Genomic DNA, 1,463 nt, shown 5'->3' on the forward strand with positions numbered 1-1,463 from the left:
GGCGGGGTGAGCGTGGGGCAGGTGATGAAGACGATCTGGCCGTTCTACGGCGCGCTGATTGCCGCCATGCTGCTGATCACCTACGTGCCTTCGTTCTCGCTCTGGCTGCCCTCGGTCATGCTGGGCAGATAGATGCCGACCCCATGCTGAACATGAAAATTACTCAATGCTTAAGGAATCCTGATGTTTAAACGTCTTCTGCTCACAGGCGCGGCAGGAAATCTCGGCAAGGTCATGCGCGACCGCCTGGCGCCGTTTGCCGAAGTGCTGCGCCTCTCCGACGTCAAGCCGTTCGGCCAGCCGCGGCCCAATGAGGAGCACGTCGTCTGCGATCTCGGCGACCGCGCTGCAGTGCATGACTTGCTGAAAGGCGTGGATGCGGTAGTGCACCTCGGCGGAATTTCGGTAGAAACGCCATTCGCTCCCATCCTGAATGCCAATATCGTCGGCGTTCACAACCTGTACGAAGCCGCGCGCCAGCACGGTGTCCGCCGCATTGTTTTCGCCAGCAGCAATCATGTCATCGGCTTCTACAAGCAAACCGAAACGATCGATACCGAAGCGCCGATGCGTCCCGACACGATGTATGGCGTGAGCAAGGCCTTCGGTGAATTGCTGTCCCGCTTCTACTTCGACCGCTATGGCATCGAGACGGTTTGCCTGCGTATCGGCTCCGCCTACAGCGAGCCGCTCGATCGGCGAATGATGTCGACCTTCCTGAGCTTCGATGATTTGACCGAACTCGTGCGGTGCGGCTTGTTTACAAAGAACGTGGGGCATTCCGTCGTGTATGGCGTATCCGATAACAAGGCTTCCTGGTGGGACAACACCAAGGCGAGCCATCTCGGGTTTGTTCCGAAAGACAGTTCGGAGCCTTTCCGCGCAAAGGTTGAGGCGGCGCCTCCGATTGAAAAGGATGATGCCATGGCGGTTTTTCAGGGAGGGCGTTTCGTCAATTGCGGACCGTTCGAGTCCTGAAGAACCGCATTAGTCAAAACCGCATTTCATTGCTGATGCGGTTATGAACGACTGTCGGCAAGTAAGCAAATAGTCAATCGAATGTCTCCTCATCGCCAGACAATGGTTTCCCAGCGTTTGCGAGAGCTTGTCCCCGGGAGCAGTCTGACTGTCTCCCGGGGAATTTTTAAAGAGACATGCAGATGCGGATGCCTTTGAAGGACCGCATTCATGACAAAAAGAATTCATGGGGACGAAGTCAATATTTTCATCACCAGAATAACCGAGATGTTCGGCGAAGGGCACGCAGGCTGGTCGCCGGAGAACACTTGAACGAAGCACCTATAGGAGAAAACCAACATGAAGAAATCGCTACTCGCGCTTGCCGTCCTGGGCGCACTCTCTGGCTCGGTCGCCGCTCAGACCAACGTCACCGTCTACGGCCTCCTCGACATGGGCATCGTGCGCGAAAGCGGCGGCCCCGCACCCGGCTCCGTCACCAAGCT

2 protein-coding genes are annotated in these 1,463 nt (G+C 56.9%); both read left to right on the plus strand.

The window, feature by feature from the left end:
• The first annotated feature begins 183 nt into the window (after window positions 1–183).
• Window positions 184–978 (plus strand): NAD-dependent epimerase/dehydratase family protein, encoded by a 795-nt coding sequence (locus IGW03_RS37605; RefSeq protein WP_194727477.1) that lies wholly within the window; start codon window positions 184–186, stop codon window positions 976–978.
• A 339-nt stretch (window positions 979–1,317) separates the two neighbouring features.
• Window positions 1,318–1,463, plus strand: a 146-nt coding sequence (locus tag IGW03_RS37610; protein ID WP_194727478.1) for a porin, incomplete at its 3' end; no start/stop codon positions are given.

It is taken from the genome of Noviherbaspirillum malthae (assembly GCF_015352985.1).
GTDB lineage: Bacteria > Pseudomonadota > Gammaproteobacteria > Burkholderiales > Burkholderiaceae_D > Noviherbaspirillum > Noviherbaspirillum malthae.